At 42.1% G+C, this 19,399-nt stretch carries 19 protein-coding genes; 3 read left to right on the top strand and 16 right to left on the bottom strand.

Annotation, left to right across the window (positions count from 1 at the left end; genetic code table 11):
• Nucleotides 1-20 precede the first annotated feature (20 nt).
• The 6 genes from HNR44_RS01660 to HNR44_RS01635 all read right to left on the bottom strand — a co-directional run bounded on the left by HNR44_RS01660 (nt 21) and on the right by HNR44_RS01635 (nt 5,942).
• Nucleotides 21-1,169, bottom strand: coding sequence for a CapA family protein (locus HNR44_RS01660; protein WP_184402390.1), 1,149 nt, complete (start codon nt 1,167-1,169; stop codon nt 21-23).
• Between the two features lie 16 nt (nt 1,170-1,185).
• The gene (gene pgsC, locus HNR44_RS01655) at nt 1,186-1,635 is read right to left on the bottom strand and encodes a poly-gamma-glutamate biosynthesis protein PgsC (protein ID WP_184402389.1); all 450 of its coding nucleotides are present in this window, start codon (nt 1,633-1,635) and stop codon (nt 1,186-1,188) included.
• 19 nt (nt 1,636-1,654) lie between these two features.
• Nucleotides 1,655-2,866 (bottom strand): poly-gamma-glutamate synthase PgsB, encoded by a 1,212-nt coding sequence (gene pgsB / locus HNR44_RS01650; protein WP_184402388.1) that lies wholly within the window; start codon nt 2,864-2,866, stop codon nt 1,655-1,657.
• Nucleotides 2,867-3,094: 228 nt separating this feature from the next.
• The gene (locus tag HNR44_RS01645) at nt 3,095-3,763 is read right to left on the bottom strand and encodes a phosphatase PAP2 family protein (RefSeq protein WP_184402387.1); all 669 of its coding nucleotides are present in this window, start codon (nt 3,761-3,763) and stop codon (nt 3,095-3,097) included.
• Between the two features lie 181 nt (nt 3,764-3,944).
• Nucleotides 3,945-4,589: an SDR family oxidoreductase gene (locus HNR44_RS01640; RefSeq protein WP_184402386.1), complete on the bottom strand. Its 645-nt coding sequence runs from the start codon at nt 4,587-4,589 to the stop codon at nt 3,945-3,947.
• Nucleotides 4,590-4,685: 96 nt separating this feature from the next.
• Nucleotides 4,686-5,942 carry a M20/M25/M40 family metallo-hydrolase gene (locus HNR44_RS01635; RefSeq protein WP_184402385.1) on the bottom strand — a complete coding sequence of 419 codons (1,257 nt, stop codon included), beginning with the start codon at nt 5,940-5,942 and terminating at the stop codon, nt 4,686-4,688.
• Between the two features lie 238 nt (nt 5,943-6,180).
• On the opposite strand from HNR44_RS01635, the gene HNR44_RS01630 reads away from it, so the two are divergent.
• Nucleotides 6,181-7,677, top strand: coding sequence for a BCCT family transporter (locus HNR44_RS01630; RefSeq protein ID WP_184402384.1), 1,497 nt, complete (start codon nt 6,181-6,183; stop codon nt 7,675-7,677).
• A gap of 43 nt (nt 7,678-7,720) precedes the next feature.
• On the opposite strand, the gene HNR44_RS01625 is transcribed toward HNR44_RS01630, so the two are convergent.
• From HNR44_RS01625 to HNR44_RS01615, 3 genes are all read right to left on the bottom strand, one after another.
• Nucleotides 7,721-8,257 carry an HD domain-containing protein gene (locus tag HNR44_RS01625; protein WP_184402383.1) on the bottom strand — a complete coding sequence of 179 codons (537 nt, stop codon included), beginning with the start codon at nt 8,255-8,257 and terminating at the stop codon, nt 7,721-7,723.
• 146 nt (nt 8,258-8,403) lie between these two features.
• On the bottom strand, nt 8,404-8,838 hold the full coding sequence (locus HNR44_RS01620; RefSeq protein ID WP_184402382.1) for a peptidylprolyl isomerase: 435 nt from the start codon (nt 8,836-8,838) through the stop codon (nt 8,404-8,406).
• Nucleotides 8,839-8,853: 15 nt separating this feature from the next.
• The gene (locus HNR44_RS01615; protein WP_184402381.1) at nt 8,854-10,743 is read right to left on the bottom strand and encodes an ABC-F family ATP-binding cassette domain-containing protein; all 1,890 of its coding nucleotides are present in this window, start codon (nt 10,741-10,743) and stop codon (nt 8,854-8,856) included.
• 330 nt (nt 10,744-11,073) lie between these two features.
• Here HNR44_RS01615 and HNR44_RS01610 point away from each other — a divergent pair, with 330 nt between their 5' ends.
• Nucleotides 11,074-12,309 carry a YeeE/YedE family protein gene (locus tag HNR44_RS01610; protein ID WP_184402380.1) on the top strand — a complete coding sequence of 412 codons (1,236 nt, stop codon included), beginning with the start codon at nt 11,074-11,076 and terminating at the stop codon, nt 12,307-12,309.
• A gap of 478 nt (nt 12,310-12,787) precedes the next feature.
• On the opposite strand, the gene HNR44_RS01605 is transcribed toward HNR44_RS01610, so the two are convergent.
• Genes HNR44_RS01605 through HNR44_RS01595 form a run of 3 tightly spaced genes read right to left on the bottom strand, consistent with a single transcriptional unit; the run spans nt 12,788 to nt 15,490 of the window.
• On the bottom strand, nt 12,788-13,591 hold the full coding sequence (locus HNR44_RS01605; RefSeq protein ID WP_246407064.1) for an iron ABC transporter ATP-binding protein: 804 nt from the start codon (nt 13,589-13,591) through the stop codon (nt 12,788-12,790).
• Nucleotides 13,592-13,596: 5 nt separating this feature from the next.
• Nucleotides 13,597-14,547, bottom strand: coding sequence for an iron chelate uptake ABC transporter family permease subunit (locus HNR44_RS01600; RefSeq protein WP_184402379.1), 951 nt, complete (start codon nt 14,545-14,547; stop codon nt 13,597-13,599).
• Nucleotides 14,537-15,490 (bottom strand): ABC transporter permease, encoded by a 954-nt coding sequence (locus HNR44_RS01595; protein ID WP_184402378.1) that lies wholly within the window; start codon nt 15,488-15,490, stop codon nt 14,537-14,539. The genes HNR44_RS01600 and HNR44_RS01595 overlap by 11 nt, the downstream gene beginning before the upstream one ends.
• A 396-nt stretch (nt 15,491-15,886) precedes the next feature.
• On the opposite strand from HNR44_RS01595, the gene HNR44_RS01590 reads away from it, so the two are divergent.
• Complete coding sequence (locus HNR44_RS01590; protein ID WP_184402377.1) at nt 15,887-16,054, top strand: hypothetical protein; 168 nt, start codon at nt 15,887-15,889, stop codon at nt 16,052-16,054.
• Between the two features lie 86 nt (nt 16,055-16,140).
• Here HNR44_RS01590 and HNR44_RS01585 read toward each other — a convergent pair whose 3' ends face one another.
• The 4 genes from HNR44_RS01585 to HNR44_RS01570 all read right to left on the bottom strand — a co-directional run bounded on the left by HNR44_RS01585 (nt 16,141) and on the right by HNR44_RS01570 (nt 19,086).
• Entirely contained in the window at nt 16,141-16,431 is a 291-nt protein-coding gene (locus tag HNR44_RS01585) for a reverse transcriptase domain-containing protein (RefSeq protein WP_343069323.1), read from the bottom strand.
• Nucleotides 16,432-16,515: 84 nt separating this feature from the next.
• Nucleotides 16,516-16,800, bottom strand: coding sequence for a GIY-YIG nuclease family protein (locus tag HNR44_RS01580; protein ID WP_184402376.1), 285 nt, complete (start codon nt 16,798-16,800; stop codon nt 16,516-16,518).
• A 107-nt stretch (nt 16,801-16,907) separates the two neighbouring features.
• Entirely contained in the window at nt 16,908-17,516 is a 609-nt protein-coding gene (locus tag HNR44_RS01575) for a transglutaminase-like domain-containing protein (RefSeq protein ID WP_184402375.1), read from the bottom strand.
• A gap of 595 nt (nt 17,517-18,111) precedes the next feature.
• Nucleotides 18,112-19,086, bottom strand: coding sequence for a hypothetical protein (locus HNR44_RS01570; protein ID WP_184402374.1), 975 nt, complete (start codon nt 19,084-19,086; stop codon nt 18,112-18,114).
• Nucleotides 19,087-19,399: the final 313 nt, after the last annotated feature.

The raw sequence follows: 19,399 nt of genomic DNA, 5'->3' as shown, positions 1-19,399 counted from the left end.
TCTTCCATCATACATAGCTTTTATTCTAGCACATGTGAATGATCAACCTCGAATATAAGTCGACCGTCCTCCGTTTTTTCATATACAGAGTCATCTGTTGTATCCTTGGTCAATTGTTGGAAAATACGCTCCCGATAATAAGATTCTCCAAGACCGTCAATTGGACGTGGTTGTGCCTCATGGATGCGAAAAGGAACAAGCTCAATTTCAGCCATTCCATCTTCCCCTAATTCGTATTGAGCAAGAGCAGTGTCCCTCGTCCTCGTCCACCCTTGATCAAACACAAAGTTTCCAAGTGAATAAAAGATAATTCCGTTATTATAAACTTCGACTGACTGCAGCACGTGCGGGTGAGCTCCAACGACTATGTCAGCCCCTGCATCAACATAAGCTTTCGTTAATGATTCCTGCCGCTCGGTCGGTGTACTGGTATACTCAACGCCACTATGAAGGTGGACGACAACTAAATCTGCCTCCTGATTTGCCCTATCAATCAAATTCAATGCTTCTTCGGGGCTTGCATCTCCAACACCTTCGCTGCCTGAAGCCCCCCATACGTCGTTAAACCCAACAGTGGCAACTTCGATCCCATTATGCTCCTCAATATGGAGCTGATCTTCATAAAAATCAGTATAAGCGCCTACCGCCTCCATATTGGATTCCTCAAAAACATGAAGTGTATCTTGGAGCCCTTCCGTTCCATAATCACGGATATGGTTGTTCGCAAGATTGAGGACGGAAAAACCAGCATCTTCTAACACATCAACAGACTCTACACCGGCTTCAAGGTGAATTTCTTTATCTTCAGCCTCGTACTCTCCACCTTCAAGCAACACTGGATTTTCCAGGTTACCAGTTACGTAATCCGCATCTTCAAAATAAGGTGAGGCATATTGAAAAAGAAAATCCAAGCCACGATGATCCATTACTTGTTCTACATAACGGCCGGTCATAATATCTCCTACAAACGATGCGGTAAAGGAATCATCCTCTTCATCACTTGCAACCGATTCTACATCCGCCGCTGGCCACCAATTGACAGACAGGAGGATAAGCAATGAAACAACGGCCCCAATCACCGTATGCGGTAATGTCAACTTCTTATGCTTCTTCGCACGGGCAAGCATGGACTCTTTTAAATTATAATCGGGTTTTTGTCTTGATCTCATGATTCACACACCTAAATTATAAAAAGTAAAGAAATGATACGATTAAGAATGTGATCCCACTAAGAACCAATGTACTAACTAAAGTCGGCATCACACCTTGACGCTGAAAAGAGTTCGCAATCAAGCCGGGTACAATTACACCAAGCCCCCGAAATTCTACCGTTTCAAAAGGGAAAATCGGGTAAAAATAATCGAAGATCATTTTTAGGAGAATCCCAACGGTCATCATCGCCGCGAACTTACGACGGCCGTATAAGACTGTTAAGCGACCGACGACATGCATTGTAATGATGTACGTCAAGAAGCTAATAAAGAATACCATCACTAAAAAAATCGGCTGATCAAACACGAGTGCAAGGTACCCCGGCACAATTAGACCGGCAGGCATAACACCTGTCCGCTCCGTATAAATGAGACTAAGTACAACCCCGATTACAAGGGCTATATAAAGCTCTGTTCCAAACAATGTTCCCCCAACTCCTCTGCTAAACGGTCGATAGTTTCTTGCGTTGTTCCAGTTCATTAATTAACGGCACTGCAGCGCCATGATAGTTCCCAACCCCAAAGATCGTCGACTGATCCATTGTAGTTGTGATTACTTGATAGATGTTTTCCGTAGACTCACCTTCTAGATTATGGAGACGATTCACATTAAAGTGCCCCTGGTCAAAAGCTTTTGCTATTGGGGACGTTCCTTCACCAATTAAAACGAGATGATCAATCGCTATATATGGAAGAAAATCGTCAATAAATTGCTGGGTTCTTTCCGGGCGGTCTTCACGACAGTTCATAATGACAATGATGTCGTTTAACGGATAGCCAAGATGCTTCACATTCTCCCAAATCTTCATGGTAGAGGAAGGTTCGTTTGCTGAAAACCCGTTCACGAAATAAGAAATTTGCCGATCATTGCCGTTGTCACTTAATGGAAGTACCCGTGTTACACCCGGAGCGGCTTTCGCTTTTAACATGCCGCGGCAAGCTGTATCTTCATCAATACCGAGCGATTTTGCCACTGCCAGTGCCAAAGAGACATTTTCTGGAAATATCATGTACTCAAATTTTTGTAAAAAGCTAGTTGGAACCGCATCTGTATCAGCAACATAAACCTCGCTATTACGCTTTTGTGCTTCCATATGAAAATCTTCGACATACGGGGATGGAGATATAATGATTTTACCATTGTACGGAATAGTTTCCTTAAATCCATCAAAGACGTGGCCCAGAGTTGGCCCCATCACTTCCATATGATCTTCTACGACATTAACAACAACACCGACATTGGCTTGCATCCATTGATCTTGAAATATTTTTTGATACTCTGGGTGCACCGCCATACATTCGCTCACAAATGCTTCGGCACCATCATCAGCAGCCTCTTTCATCGCTACTTTTTGTTCACGAATATTCGGCCCCTCTAATCGTCTTACAATTGGCTTCTCTTCCTCTTGGTACCAATAGAACATGCTCGCTTCTGTACCGGTCATTTTTCCCACAGTCTTGATATCTGCTTCCATGAGAGCCCCTGCAACCAGGCGTGTCACCGTGGATTTCCCGCGGCTACCATTAATGTTTATTCGAATTGGAATTTCATTGACATGTTTCTGATGTTGTTCCTTTTCACGAATACCTAACGCGAGTAGAACGAGCAAGCTAAAACATACGATCAGGGTAAACACACACAGCCCTACTTTCATTGTTTCAATTCTGTTGTTTTTTCTAAGTAACGACACCAATCGATCAATTAGGTCCGTTGAAAAGTATACGTGAATATACCTAAATAATCTACCACTAAAAATGTCAATCCAATTACAATTTGGGCTCAATTTATTTTCATGGCTCGTAATGGTGGTAGTCATTTTTCGCCTTTTTGAGGCTAGTGTTAGTCTGTCCGAAAAAGGAAGTTTTGAAACGCCAAGGAGACGTTAGCTGTTTGCTGAATGGAAGAAAGAAGTCTTCTTTTCGGGAGATACCATAAGTACGATTCCAAACCAAGTCCCGGCATATAAAAAGGCAGTAATAACATCCGTCGGATAATGAACTCCAATCACCGTACGGCTGGCAATTACGGCTAATGCCAGTATACCTACCATAATGTACAGCATTCGTTTAGCGTTCGCAGATAACGACGAAAAACAGGCAATCACGTATAGTAAACAGAACATGATTAAAGTAGCTCTAAACGCATGTCCACTAGGAAAACTATAAGAAATTAAGCCTATTCCTTCACCCATGATCTCCATTTCACTTAAAATTCCATGCGGTCTCGGCCGAGCAATCAAAAATTTTACTAGTGTATTAATAACAATTCCACCGAATAGAAATATCATCATTTCCGCAAGCATAGTATAGCGGCGCTTCCAAAGAAGAAATGCCAATATGCCAGCCGCAAAGAGGAAAAAAACCGTTGAGCTACCCAAAACCGTTATTCCTTCCGCGCTCTGATAGAGGAGCGATTGCTCCTGAAGTTCATGGATATTCGTTAACCATTCCATCACTTGTTGGTCGAGCCAAAGGCCCACTGGCTTAAGGAACCATGTCATAGCAATTACTGCAGTTAAAATAAGTATAACCTTTATAATCTTATGTTTCATTCTCGACTTTCCTTCTCTTTCAATATAGTGCGTGTTCAATTAGCCGAGAAGCTTAGAGTTGCTTATGCCCTGGATTACAAAGAAGCCCGTCTGCGTAAGCATTCACTCTCCCGGGCTTTTTGAACATTCGCTTAAAAAAGCTTAGCAGCTCCTTGACTGTAACTGCTAAGCCTTTTCGCTGTTAGACGGTTTTTAAAGCTGCTTCAATCGTTTGGTCACCTGAGACTAGATCAAAAGATTTGCCTACCGTACTATCATCTTTAAGAGAGGTCACGATTACATTTGCTACATCTTCTCTCGGAATTTCAGCCCGTTCGAGATCAGGTGCCGCCTGTATTTTTCGAATCCCTGCATTATTGGTTAAGAGTCCGGGGCGAATGATGGTGTAGTCTAGACCACTCGCTCTTAGCCAAACGTCTGCATAATGTTTTGCCGCGCTATAATAAGGGGCTTTTTCCATCCAGTTCTCACGGTGGTGGACCCCGATCGCGCTCACAATAATAAAACGTTTAGCACCAGCTCTTTCTGCGGCTGTCATGGCTTTAACCGCACCATCAAAGTCAACCATCATCGTTTTGTCTGCGCCTGTATGTGCACCTGAGCCTGCTGTAAAAACAACCGCATCCATACCTTCGGCAGCAGCTGTAAGATCATCGATGTTCCCTTCCACGTCTGCAAGCACAGTGTTAGCACCCATATCCTTAAATTGTTGCAGCTGATCTTCTTTTCGCACCATTGCTTTCGGTTTATATTCTTCTTCATTCGTTAGTTTCTCAACCAATTGTTTCCCTATTTTTCCATTTGCTCCTATTACGAGTACGTTCATGAATATACACTCCCTTGCAACTGGGTTTCAGTGATTAGCACTGCTATATTACTACCCCAATCACTTACATGCCAAACATACCATACCGGGAAATACTTATTGTCTCTTTAAAAGGGGGCGGATTTCTTCTACTTCATCATAAATTCCCACCAATCCAAGAATGGTGAGTAGAATTCGTTGAGGACCAAGGTAGCTATTGTGCGGATGATACCATTCGTCCAGTGAATGGGCTGCTCCGGCTTCTCCTCCGCCCCCTAATGTAAGAGCTGGGATACCAATACTGATTGGATAATTCGCATCAGTACTTACGGCTTCTGAAAGTCTTGGCTTGAGTGATAGTGCTTTCGTAGCTTCCAAAGCTGTTTGCACTACAATATCATCCTCTGCTTGCATGCCTACAGGACGGTTCCCGACCTTCTCAATCCTATAGGTTATACCGTCGGCTTCCGTGTACCCCCACCGTTCATTCTCCACTTTTGCCGCTCGCGCAAGGGTTCGATAAATCTTTTCCTCTAATTTTTCTAATTCTGCTTCTCCATTCGAACGAATGTCTACGCCAAGCTGGCAAGTTTCTGCAATTGCTGTTGGAATGGTTCCCCCTTCGATCACCCCGACATTAAACGTTGTCCGTGGATTTTCTTCTGTTTGAAGGTCAGCGATTTCTGTTGTTGCTCGAGCAGCCGCATGAACGGCACTGGGTGTACCGAAAGCTCCGAAACTATGCCCTCCTGGCCCCTCGTACGTAACCTGATAACGATAAGACCCTGTTCCTTTATAGACAATATCGCTTGGAGAAACAGCATCAATCGAAATAAATCCATCAACATCCTTATTTTCCTGGAAAAAGGCCTTGACTCCCCGTAAATTGCCTGGTCCTTCCTCACCGACGGTACCCCCAAAAATGATGTCACCAACGGTTTGAATCCCTGTTTCTTGGAACGCACGGACGATAGAAAGCAGTGCCGCTAGCCCTCGAGCATCATCGGTAATTCCCGGGCCGTAATAGACTCCCTTTTTTTCCGTGACTGTTGTATCAACATCAGCAGAAAAAACACTATCGATATGTGCACTCACAAAGAGTATTGGACCACTCCCTTTCCCTTTTCTAATCCCGTATACATTTCCCTCGGTATCTCGTTTTACGTTTTCTAATCCGAGCGAATGTAGCCATTCTTGATATACAGTTGCCCGCTTATCTTCAGTAAATGGGGGAGCGGGAATCTCGGCGAGGGCTATTTGTTCTTTCAAAGTATCCCCAGCATCATTTTTCAAAAACTGTAGGGCTTGGCTGACGCTCTCCAATGTTTTTATATGTACGTAGGCAGAATGAACCTCTCTGTTTACATGTTTCATCTTCATGTCTCCTCTATCTTAAAGGGCCGAGTAGTTCGGGCACTCAGCTTGTCACGTCCGTAATAAAACTTTTTACGCAGGAAAAGTAGCTGTCTCTTCTGAAGAGCGAAGCAAAAACTTGTTGCTACATAAAACACTTCTTTTCTCATGATACCAAACTTTGTTGAAGAATTTGTATGATTTGACGTTATTTACAGATGATAAAAGAAAGAGTCTTATTCGAAAAGAGGTCGAGAACATGCCCAATAGAATCGGCGCCGTCTTCTACTGGTCCGCAGGTATCATTTTAGCATTAGTTACTGTCGGAGTCTTCTTCCCTGATTTTCTCGAGGGAATAACTGAACAAGCTCAAACTATGATTTCAACGATCTTTGGTTGGTATTATTTAATCATTGTGACCCTCTTTGTGATTGTTTGTCTCTTTTTTATAATCAGTCCTCACGGAAAAATTAAGCTTGGTAAGCCTGATGACACACCTGAGTTTACTTTACCTTCCTGGTTTGCATTGCTATTTAGTGCTGGTATGGGGACAGGGCTTGTCTTCTGGGGTGCGGCTGAGCCTATCTCTCACTATGCGATCGATTCGCCAACAGCCGAAACCGGCAGCGATGAGGCGATTCTTGAATCCATGAGATTTGTGTTTTTTCATTGGGGGTTACATGCTTGGGGCATTTACGCTATCGTTGCCATTTGCCTGGCTTATTTCAAGTTTCGAAAAGAAGCGCCAGGAACGATTAGCTCCACGCTTTCTCCCCTTTTTAATATGGATGGAGCTTTAGGCAAAGTCATTGATGTGGTCGCGGTTGTTGCTACCGTTACTGGAATTGCCACCACATTAGGGTTCGGAGCTACCCAAATCAACGGGGGAATCTCTTTCTTAATGGGGATCGGCGAAAGTTTCCTATTTCAATTAGGAATCATCGCTGTCATTACCGTTCTCTACCTCATATCAACTGCAACTGGACTTCAAAAAGGGATTCGTTATTTAAGTAACACAAATTTAACCCTTGCCGCTGTATTACTACTATTTGTAATAATAGTGGGGCCGACTCTTTACGCTTTAAACATTTTTACGGACACCATTGGTAAATATATACAGACCCTGCCGGAAATGAGTTTTCGTATCGCACCTACCGATGCAGATGCAAGAGAGTGGATCGATGATTGGACCATTTTCTATTGGGCCTGGTGGATGGCCTGGTCGCCATATGTAGGTACCTTCATCGCCCGTGTCTCAAAAGGACGTACATTGCGCCAATTTACAATTGGTGTACTCCTCGTTCCTTCGGTTGCTGGTTTTATCTGGTTCTCTTTCCTTGGAGGTTCTTCGATTTTTCTAGAAGACCAGCAAGGGGCAGACATCTCATCATTAGCAACGGAAGAAATGCTATTTGGTTTATTGAGCCACTTCCCCTTTGCCACTGTTACGTCGATCTTATCAATTGTGCTTATTGCTATTTTCTTTATTACATCGGGAGATTCAGCAACATTTGTACTCGGGATGCAGACAACCAATGGCTCGACGAATCCTGCCCGAAGAGTCAAGTTTATATGGGGAATCTTACTTTCAGCCATAGCATCTGTACTTTTATATTCCGGCGGCCTCCAAGCTGTAGAGAACACCATGATCGTAGCTGCATTTCCTTTTTCGGTTGTGATGTTACTAATGGTTTACTCCTTATTGAAAGCTTTACGTGAGGATAAGAAAAAAACGAAAACCAGGGATTCTTCTTAATGACATATTAAAAACCCGAAAAACGAGGATTCGGCTTTTCGGGTTAACTTGACTTTTTATCCAATTGTAAGGTTTTTGACTCTTCTACACGTCGATCTAGCTGTTGCAAGCGTAAAACCGCACGTTCTTCCGAAATATGATGATAATGATGCATTCCATCCGGTTCTTCATTCTCCTGATCAGCAAGCGCCACGACTTGCTGCAGCGGATCAAGATGGAGATGACCTTGCGGCAAATAGGAATCTGTGTGTAATAGAATTGCGAGTGCAATTTCTTTCGCTGATTTTCGGTCTTCTCCAAGACGAATCAAAAGTTTATGCGCACGTTCTGCGCCTTTGATGGCATGAATATCATTTTCGGCATATAAGTTAAAATCCCATTCTCCGTTTCGATACCAAGTATAATGACCGATATCATGCAAAAATGCAGCCTTTGTCGCAAGATCGACATCGACACCTTCTCGCAAAGCAAAATCATACGCGGAGAATGCCGTCGCAATCGCATGATCCAAGCCAGCTCTTGCGACATACTTTTTCGCAATTGGATGTTCATAAATCTTTGACAAAGTCAGTCGTTGCATAGCACTCCCTCCTTTGCTTTTCATAACAACATACCACAAAAATCACTAATGCTGCAATAAAAAAATTTGGAGAATATGCATGGCTTGGTAAATTCATAACTACAAAAAAATACCCGCACCACAGCCAGTACGGATATTTCTTGAAATTATTGTACGACGATCGTTTTCATGACATCGCCGACTTTCATCTCCCGGGCAAGTTCGGCGTTTTCTGTAACTTTCCCGAACACGGTATGCACCCCATCTAAATGAGGCTGCGATTCGTGCACGATAAAAAATTGCGAGCTGCCCGTATCCTTCCCGGCATGGGCCATGGAGAGGGATCCCTTCTCATGCTGATGAGGATTACCTTCTGTTTCACAAGGAATGGTATATCCGGCAGACCCTGTACCATTTCCTTTTGGACATCCCCCTTGAGAGACAAATCCAGGAATCACGCGGTGAAATGTCAGTCCGTTATAAAAACCTTCGTTTGCGAGCTTCTCAAAATTTGCCACTGTTTTCGGAGCTTCGTCCGGATACAATTCAAAGGTAAGTTTTTCACCATTTTCAAGCTCAATATGTCCTGTTTTTACCACCATTAAAACCTCCATTTATTATTCTTCTTCCATGATCGCTGCAAGTTCTGCCCAACGATCCATCGCCTCATCCAATTTTGCCGCTACATTTTCTTGTTCCTGTAACAGTTCTTGAATGCGTACAGAATCACTGCCAGCTTGTTCCATTTCTTTAGCCAATTCCGTTTGCTGTTGTTCAAGGTTGGCAATGGTATCCTCAATCGTTTTCCAATCTTGTTGATCTTTATACGAAACTTTTTTTCTCGGACGTTGCTCGGATTCAGCTGTGAAATTCTTGCTCGTCGTTTTGCTATGGGAAGCTTCCCTCTGACGTGCTTCTCTTCTTTCTAAATAATCTTCAAAGTAACCATCAAAGCGTTCAATTTTGCCTTCAGATTCAAAAATAAGCAGACGGTGAGCCACCCGATCAAGAAAATATCGGTCGTGGGAAACGGTCACTACTGCACCGGGAAAGTGTGTCAAGTATTCTTCAAGTAACCTGAGCGTTGGGATATCCAGGTTGTTCGTCGGTTCGTCTAAAAACAATACATTCGGCTCTTCCATTAAGATTCGGAGTAAATATAAACGACGGCGCTCACCCCCGGAAAGCCGGCTGATGTATGTCCATTGCTGGGCGCGGGGAAAAAGAAAGTACTCCAACATTTGCTCAGCTGTAATGGTCACGCCTTCTTTCGTCGTAATGACTTCAGCACCTTCTCGAATGTATTCAAGAACACGTAACGAATCATCGATATCTGCTTCTCCCTGGGTGAAGTATCCGATTCGGACCGTTTCTCCAATCTCTACATCTCCCATGTCCGGTTGAAGCCTTCCTGCCAGGATATGAAGGAACGTGCTCTTCCCCGTTCCGTTTTCACCTGTAATGCCTACACGGTCTCCTCGATCAATGCGCGTACTCACGTCTTCCAAGATTTTTTTATTTGAAAACCACTTCGATATATCTGTCACTTCTATGACTTTTTTCCCGAGCCGTTTCGTATCTGAAACGAAATTCAACGTTCCCTGTTTCTGTTCAGGCGTCTCTGCATTCAAGGCTTCTACACGGTCAACCCGTGCTTTTTGTTTCGTCCCTCGCGCCTTCGGCATACGTTTTAACCAAGCCAGTTCTCTCTTCAATGTGTTTTGTCGCTTTTCCTCTTCCTGCTCGGCTTGTTCGATACGTTCCGCTCGTTTGACTAAGTACGCTTCATAATTCCCTTCATAATAATAAAGTTTACCATTTTCCAGTTCAAAAATCGAATCAGTTACTCGATTTAAAAAGTAACGGTCGTGAGTGACAAGCAGTAGCGCCCCTTTATAATTGGACAAAAATGACTCAAGCCATGCGATCGAAGCCGCATCAAGATGATTCGTAGGCTCATCAAGAATTAATAAATCGGCAGGTTGGATCAGTGCCTTTGCAAGTGCAACACGTTTTTGCTGACCACCGGAAAGCTCCCCCACCAGTGCCTCGTGATCCGTTATTCCTAATTGGGTAAGGACCGTTTTCGCCTGCGTCTCTGCTTCCCAGGCGCCGAAAGCATCCATGTCTGCCTGAGCTTTATACAGTTGGTTCTCCATATGTGAATCCGTTGGGTTCTGTTGATAGCGTCGAAGGGTTTGATCATAACGATGGAGCGTACGCATCATTGGCGCTTCTCCTTCGTAAACAGTCGTAAGAACGCTTTGATCCTTTCGTAACTGCGGCTCTTGATCAACAAAAGCTATACTAAAATCCTTCGCGTGCCGAATCGTCCCCTTTTCGGTACCTTCCGTTTCGTTTAAGGCGCGAAGCAGCGTTGACTTTCCCGTTCCATTTGCTCCGATTAATCCAATCCGTTGTTTGGGTTCGATGGTAAAAGAGACATCATCCAATAATGTTTTTTCCCCGTAAGTTTTTTTGAGGTTATTTGCAACTAGAAGACTCATCAATGTCCTCCTTCCATCACTGTCTGCTATATCTTAACATACGACCACAATGCCATCATATTTTAAACGTTTTGGTCTCTTCATCGAGCGGGTAAAATGTCTATCAAGGGAAAGATGCGATATACATAAAGAACGTTGGCTGATCCATAATAAAAATCCCGTGAATGTTCTATCTTTCCTCCTTTTCAGGGGGAGGAGTCAATATTTCGGTTTCATCACCCGAGAATTCAACACACAGAACGGAGATTTAGCACTACGGCTAAGGAATTCGGTTGAAAATGCTTTCATCAACGCAAATATTTTTGAGACATTTACAGAAGAGGTGTTTACATGGCACAAAACAAGGACCAGCCCTACGGTTCAGCGGCCCCCAAGCTACGGGATCCTCAAAATTTATTAACCCTTTTAGGAGTGGCTGCGGCAATCACCTTGACTTATTTTGCCTATCAAGCTTCCGGTTTAGAATTCGTTTTTATACTTTGGACAGGGATACTCATAGGGTTTACATTATTTCATGCCCGCTTTGGTTTCGCCTCCGTTTATCGTCAAATTGTTGAGAGCGGGAACACAGAAATGCTACGTGCGCACATGTTCATGTTAGGAATTGCCGCTACGTTTTTTGCTCCTATTTTGATGTTTGATATAGGAGCGTTCGGTTCTATGCCTTCAGCAGCGCTTTCACCGATCAGCATCGGCTTAGTTGTTGGAGCTTTTACTTTCGGATTTGGAATGGAAATGGGAAGTGGCCTCGCCCCCGCCTCTTTATATCAAGCAAAAGGGGGACGATCTGCCATGATCTGTACACTTCTTGGTTTCCTAGCAGGCTCTGTACTCGGAGCGTATCATTTCGGTTTCTGGAATGAAACGCTTCCGGAAATCTCTGAAATTTCCCTTGCCACCGATACCGGCCTCGGTTATATCGGTGCTTGGGTGGTACAAGTTGCGATATTTGCCTTCATTGTTGTGATCTCTTACCTATATAAAAAAAGAAAACGACCACCATTACTCCCTCCTCTACCCTCTGCTGCAGGCTGGAGAAGGATCTTCTTTGGTACCTGGCCGCTTTGGGTGGGAGCCACGGTTCTCGCTTTCCTGAATGCCATCGTCTTTATTCTTCAAGGAGAACCTTGGAAGCTAACAGCTGCCTTTACACTGTGGGGATCAAAGCTATTAATGAACGTTGGTATAGATGTGATCCATTGGGAGTATTGGGCAGCAGAAGAACGGCTTATCGCTCTGCAACAACCGATCATCATGGATTCGACAAGCGTGCTAAATTTTGGCGTAATCATAGGAACCTTTCTTACTTTAACGCTTGGAGGGCTCATTCGATTTTCCAAAATCCCAATCTATCTCGCTTTTATCGCACTGGGAGGTGGTTTGCTTATGGGGTATGGCGCTACTTTATCCTTCGGCGCAAATGTTGGCGCTTATTTTAGCGGAATCGCTTCGTTCAGTCTTCACGCCTGGATTTGGGCAAGCATGGCCATTCTTGGCGTATATACAGCGTATGGGGTTGGGAAAAGACTTAACCTCGTCACAAAACAACGAGAGGAAAACGAGTAAATTACTCTCCTCTTTTACTTTATAGCTCCCAGATAAAAACCCCAAGTTCCATAAAGAGCTCTAGACTAACCTAAAATTTTGAGACAATATAAAACACCTTCGAAATGGTACAATAACTATAAGTACTTTAGCGGAGGTGTTTTTGCATGGGCAAAAACGTGTATTCAAATGAAGTAAAATGGTCAGTAGTGAAGCCATTCTAATTTGAAATCTGAGGAATTTGCCTTACCAGGTTTCATTCTTTAAGCAACAACGAAGGTAACATACGAGTTTAACAATATTTAAAAGATTATAATAAAGAAAGAATTCAAGAAAAAATAGGCTACCTTTCACCAATTGATTATGGTAAAAGCAGCCTAAGAGGGTGTTTGATTTCTGTCTCATTTCACGATGTCAGTCTACTCAGCGGTTTTTTGTTGAAGGTCTTCAAGATAGCGGCTGCAATGATTTCACCTAGGGTTTCCATGTTCTCTTACGTCTAAGTAAAGTAAACACAAATTCTATTGCAGTTCACTTCTTCAATATCGATATCCATGTCATAAATATTGCGCAGTGATGTTGGATTAATGATTTCGTGGCAACGCCCTTTTTCCACAACGCGCCCATCTTTCATAGCGACGATATCATCGGAGTAACAGGAGGCAAAGTTAATGTCATGAACAACGATCATAATCGTCTTACCCAAATCATCAACGAGACTTCTTAACGTTTTCATAATCTGTACAGAATGCTTCATATCCAGGTTATTCAATGGTTCATCTAAAATAATATAATCAGTATCTTGGGCAAGAACCATTGCAATGTAGGCTCTTTGCCGCTGTCCACCACTTAATTGATCTAAATATTTATCTTGAATATCACGTAAAGACATATAATCAATGGCATCATCCACAAATGACCAATCTTCTTTCGTAAGCCGATTTTGTGAATAAGGAAAACGTCCAAAGCTAACGAGCTCTCGAATCGTTAAACGAATATTAATATTGTTGGATTGTTTTAAGATCGATACTTTTTTAGCAAGTTCATTGCTTTTATAGTTATCGATTTCTTTTCCTTCGAAAAATACCTTCCCCTCATCTTTTTTAATCAGGCGGCTGATCATTGAGATAAGCGTACTTTTCCCTGCCCCGTTTGGTCCAATGAAAGAAGTAATTGTCCCTTTCTTCACCGATACCGATACATCATCAACGACTGTTTTTCCATCGTAAATTTTTGTTAGGTTATTTGCTTCAAGGACAGATTCCGTTTGGACGGCGGGTTGCTCAACTTCCAACATTTTCATAGCCATTAGCGTTTTGTCCCCCTTAAGAGTAGATAAATAAAGTAAGTGCCCCCAATAAAGTTGATGATTACACTTAGCGGTGCAGCATATTCAAACACTCGTTCAACCACCAGGGTTCCACCAATGAGCATAACGATGCTGACAAGAACGGAGGCGCCGATCAGTTGTGTATGTTTAAATGATACCACGAGTTCACGTGCCACATTTACAACGAGCAGACCAAGGAACATAATCGGACCAACAAGGGACGTTGATACCGATACTAAAATAGCGATCACAATCAGAAATCTGCGAATGACACGATCATAAGGGATACCAAGGTTAATAGCCTGGTCTCTCCCAAGTGAAAGCGCATCAAGATATTTCAGATATGGCCATACATAAATCAGCGTAAGTATGACAATAACAATTGCCATCCATAACAAATCTACATTAATATTACTAAAGCTTGCAAACATCTGGTTTTGAACCGATAAATACTCATTCGGATCAATAAGTACTTGCATAAATGTAGAAAAACTTGAAAACAACGTGCCAAAAACGATCCCGACGAGCAGAAGAAAGTACAAATCTTGTTGCCCGCCCCTAAATAATAATACGTAAAGTAACAGTGCAAACAACACCATAAAAACAATGGACACGAGAAAGTTCGCTTCCTGACTGAAAGTAACAAGCCCAGCCGTACCAAAAATGAAAATCAATGTTGTTTGTACGAGTATATAAAGATTATCAAGGCCAATAATGCTTGGTGTTAATATGCGGTTATTGGTGATGGTTTGAAAAATCATTGTCGAAAATGCAATGGAACCACCAACAATGATGATCGCAACAACACTCCGCCCTCTCCTCGGAAGTGCGTAATCCCACCCCTCCGGGGTAAGGCCTATAAACATAAACGTGACGGTCAATCCAACTGAGGCTGCAATAAGTAATGTAAATATCCATCTAGGCTGCATGAGAGTTTCTCCTTAAGAGAAGATAGAGAAAGATGGCACTTCCGATGATACCCACCATCAGTCCGATTGGGATCTCATAAGGATAGATCACAATTCGACCTAATATATCACAAGCTAATAAGAATATCGCTCCGAATAAAGCGGTGTGCGGAAGGGTATTCTTGAGATTATCGCCGACCATGATCGATACGATGTTTGGAATAATAAGCCCCAAGAAGGGAATCGATCCAATCGTCACCACGATGGTTGCAGTAATGATAGCCACAATGAACAGTCCAGTATTCATGACTCGTTGATAATTTAAGCCTAGATTTGCTGAAAAGTCTCTGCCCATACCAGCAACTGTAAAGCGATTGGCAAACAAAAAAGCAATAATAACAAGCGGTAGACCGATATATAAAATTTCATAATTCCCTCTAACTACGAGTGAAAAGCTCCCTTGCATCCAAGAAGATAAGCTTTGCATCAGATCGTATTGATAGGCATAAAACGTTGTAATGGCCTCAACAACACTCCCTAACATCAAGCCTACAAGCGGGACAAAAATCACGTTTTTATACCGGATCCGCTCCAGGATTTTCATAAATAGAAATGTACCACCGAGTGCAAATAAGAAAGCAACAAACATACGCTCTAACGTACTCGCCTGCGAAAAAACGAGGATAGCCACAAGAATTCCAAGGCGCGCCCAATCCATCGTCCCCGCAGTCGTTGGAGAGACGAATTTGTTCTGGGTGAGCTGCTGCATAATCAATCCACATACACTCAAGCTTACACCAACAATGATGATACTGATCAATCGTGGGACCCGACTGATAAGAATGGTCTGAACCTGTTCGTCGTTGAGATTAAAAATGTCTAATGGGGAAATCTCTTGTACACCGACGAATAAAGATGAAATCGATAGTATAATGAGTAGCGGCAATAAGTATTTTATTTTCATAATGGTTCAAAATGGCAGCAGCCCTTTGTCCGCCCCCCCTCCTCTTCAAGGGTAAGGTTAGCTGTTGCGAACGAACTATTCAACGCAAATGAAAATCATTATCAACTATACCAATTATGATTATATCACCTTTAACCGCTGCGTCAATGCTTATTGAGAAAATCGTTTAGTTAGAATGAGTCAACGAATATCCTGTTCTTTTTAATTTATAGGAAGGGCTACAAAGCACGAATTGGATTGAGGGCCTTTTAAAAAGCAAAAAGCAATGTACCCCTACCGTTGGGCACACTGCTTTTAGTAAATTCGAATGAAACATCGTTCTTCTATTTTTATGGAAAAAGTGTCCAAGCTTTATTAGGGGTTGCTGAATAACCCCTTGTTATTGGTGTTATGGAATTGTTTGTTCTCGATGAATTACAAGAAGACATGGAAACCGTAGCTGTTCAAGTAGGAGAATTGGTTGAAACCATATCTAATCATTTTGAACAAACCTATTGGGGGACGGCAACGATTCGCAAAATATATGACCATTTCAGCCAACTCTATAATGGATTTTATCCGTAAGACCATTCTCGCGCTCAGATTTGCGCCCTATAATGACGAAATCATCCGCAGACCGAACGATGTGATGCCCGCGTTCCTTCATCAAATCATCCAACTAATGTAGGTGAATACTGGAAATTAATGGACTTAGGGCTCTCCCTTATGCAAAGATTCGCATAACTGCCTTGCTGTACGCCTCGGGTGGGTTTACCTTCTCCGTCAATTTCCGCTTTGAGCATTTCCGAAATGCACACCAAGACTGTTCGATCTCGCACGCCCATATTCCATAGTTGCTTAATGAGTAACGTATGGTTAATATGGTCAAAGAAACTTTTGATATCAATATCCACCACAAAATGGCACTGGGCGGTATTGATCAATGTTTGGATTCTTGCCATCGCCATCGCATAATGAGCAGACCGAAGGGGAGGACCCCATAGCTATGATTGTAAAAAACGCTCCTTTTATGTAATACGGATCACCTATTTTTGTTTGAATTTTGGCCATTGATTATATCCTATACTGGGATCGTTTGATTTATAATACCTTATATACTTTATCTCCTTTTGGTTGACTTCCTTATCCGTAGCGTTTCCTGACTCCCACAATATTTTCTTTTTGATTGTGAAGTCCTTTCGCTCTTCTCTTGTAAAGTCTTTTTCAATTAATTTGTTACTCGCGCTCCCAAAATAATTAATACTATCTGTGAGATCTTTCCCAATATGAATTTTGTCATTTGGATACGTTATTTTATAAATGACTTTCATAATTGACAGTTTCCCTTCATTCTTCAAACTGCTATCTTATTCCACAATATGGAATTTCCAAAAGATCGGGCGCATTTATTACATTGTTGCACCCATTAACAGAACATCTATAAATATTCTGGCAAATGATGCTTATACATTTCGACCGCATCTGTATGCTCTTTTAAAACGGCAAGTGTTTCTGGGTGTGGTTTTGCGTAAATGAGCGGGTAATCTTTTTCGTCTTTATCTTCATCTGTCCTAAAAGCTAACAATTCTTTAGTAGTTGAAAATTGAGCATCAATCCCTTTTTTATTTCCACGAGCATCTACTCGAATCCATTTATTAAGCATTTTTAGAAAAATGGCATTTAGAGCATGGATACAATAACCCTTTTCCGGTGTATCAAAGAGCATTAAGCGTTGATAACAAAATCCCGTTGGGATATTTTGCGAACGTAATAAAGCAGCAAGTAAATGGGATTTTGCATAACAAATCCCTTCTTTATAAGCCAAGGTATCTGAAGCTTCACAAGTCACCCTGGTTCCTTGAATATCCCATGAATGATGGATTTCATCTCTGACGAATTCATAAGCAATCTTGGCTTTCTCTACTTCTGTTTGAGAACGATCAAAAAGTTCAGCAATTTTATCCTGAATGATCGATTGAGAGTAGTTAACCTCATTGGAGTCAAGTAAATAGACACTCATTTCCTCAGACTCACAAACCATATTCATAGTATATCCCCTCCATTGATGTATACTTATTTGTAGGTCGACCCGGAGATAGTCCGAGCGTTAATCCTCCAGGAAAACAGATTAGGGTTCCCTATAAGACTGCGAATTGAATGACTTAAAATCCTTTTTTACCACTTATATAGTACTCAGATTTTGTTGATCACCAAATTTTGATCAAAGCAACACTTTGTTTCTTGGTCATACTTATCACTCCCCAACCCCATGAATGGCTGGATCTAGATCTTTCTTTTGGATTGTGACTTTCTTTTGCGATCTGCCTCTTAACTTAAAAAAGGTTCGACAGATATGCTTGAAATCCTTTAGATTCATCTATATAGAACAGCAACACAATGAATCCTAACGAAAATACGGCTGGATGAACAAATGGGCTAAAATGACCGGTGAGAGCAAGAATTAATGCGATGCCAGCTTACGTTCCTCTTCTCGGAAAGAAACCCACTTTTCCCTTCGTGAGAAGTGCCTTCGTGGCTACAGCAGGATGCTCGAAGCTGCATCCTCTCGACCTCCTCGGCTCTTTTTTGATCAAGCTCTTTTATGTTCATACTTTCTCCCCACGCTATTCTATAGGAATCTTTTAATCATAACGGTGGATCGTGGATATTTGCCACTCGCCATTGATCTCAGAAACCAGTATATCTTCTGTATATGGTGGGCCCCCTTGGTTCAATCGATATTGAACACGAACAATATAATCATCTTTTTCGGTTGTATAGGGTAGAAGTTCTGGTATGACTTCTTGAATTTCTTCATTATATAAATCCCCCATGATGACCCGTATATCCTGTAATTCCGTTTCCCTCTTCGTTAATTTTTCCACGAACTTTTCAGCATCCGTTTGCAATCCATCTTCTTGATATGTGTGATATGTATCTGAAAATTTGTTGAATAGTTCGTCATGTTCTTTATTTTCTAGTTGGTTGTAGTATTCTGAAATAAATGCTTCTGGAGTAAACAATAACCCTCCCTGATTCGCGGCTATCTGTTCTACGGATAACGGGGTATGGGTGAAACTGCCGACGACCTCCCAATTGTCTTCCTGTTCCCGAACTAATAGATCATTACGGATCATCATACTGCTGTTTCCATACTTCTCTGCACCGTCTCCCTCATATCTACCTGCAATAAGGATACTTACAATTTCTGCTTCATATTGCTCCATGTCATCAAAATACTTCGAAGTGGTTGCTCGTGCCTGTTCCCCTTCCAAAACATGTACATTGGCCGTATCCATGCTAAAATTTACAAATTCAGCGATAACAGAATCAGCTGGGCTTTCTTCCTCACCATTCTCAAAACGAACCATAAGCTCAACTTCATTTTCATCGCCTCGATTGATGGCTTCCAAAAAACTAAATACAAATGATTCAAGGTCCCCATGATCACGTGCGTGTTTCTCTTCTTGTTCAGCGCCCTCCTCTGTTCTTTGCGCTTCTTCAGAGTCTGGCCCTTCTAATTCTCCCTCTACTTCATCACCAGAAGTATCGAAACAACCCATCAGTGGAATCAAGGTACTCAATAGTATCAAAATCGTCGCCATCAACTTAGCCATTCACTCACCTCTCCCTCCTCTTCATCACTATTAGAGGATGTTCAAAAGCTTTCGTGATTACAAACAGGATGCCCGAAACCGCGTCTCCTCGGCCTACCCGGCGTTTTTCCGTGAAGAATTGTGACATTAACCCTGGCATATCATGCTCAGTGAAGCGTCATGTTAGTTTTTATCCTTCTTTTTGAACATGCTCTATTATGATATTATAATGTGCTGTTAAAAATTTCCCTTTTTCTTAAATATGTAAACGATTTTATTTCATTCCACCTCAAAAAATCCAAAAAAGAAATTTGGAGTTCAAGAAGACTTAACC

This window comes from Geomicrobium halophilum, assembly GCF_014207655.1.
Lineage (GTDB): Bacteria > Bacillota > Bacilli > Bacillales > Marinococcaceae > Geomicrobium > Geomicrobium halophilum.
The sequence above is the reverse complement of the archived record's forward strand: the minus strand, read 5'-3'. Positions and strand labels throughout refer to the sequence as shown.